Origin of the sequence: Stenotrophomonas sp. SrG (genome assembly GCF_050031795.1) — a bacterium.
Taxonomy (GTDB): domain Bacteria; phylum Pseudomonadota; class Gammaproteobacteria; order Xanthomonadales; family Xanthomonadaceae; genus Stenotrophomonas; species Stenotrophomonas rhizophila_A.
Map to the genome: position 1 here is coordinate 1 of NZ_JBNBBE010000676.1, position 248 is coordinate 248.

Here is a 248-nt window from a genome sequence, read left to right on the forward strand (position 1 = left end):
CTGGTACAGCGCCTCGACCTCGGTGTTCTTCCAGGCGGTTTCCTGCTGCTTGCGGCCGTACGTGCTGGCCGTGCCCACCGCGCGCGCCTCGCGGCTGCCCCGCACCTTGCGGCCTTCCTGGGACTGCACGCGCTGCTGGAAGCTGCGCTGGGCCATGTCCTTGTATACCTTGGCGCAGCGCACGTCGGCGCCGCTGCGTACGACGTACACGGCCGCTTCGTTGCCGCACGTGAGCGGGCGCTGTACTT

General features: G+C 69.4%; 1 pseudogene. It reads right to left on the reverse strand.

Features of this window, described 5'->3' with window-relative positions:
- Positions 1 to 248 (reverse strand): annotated as a pseudogene (locus ACQG3P_RS21275) (PA4780 family RIO1-like protein kinase); the annotation flags it as partial.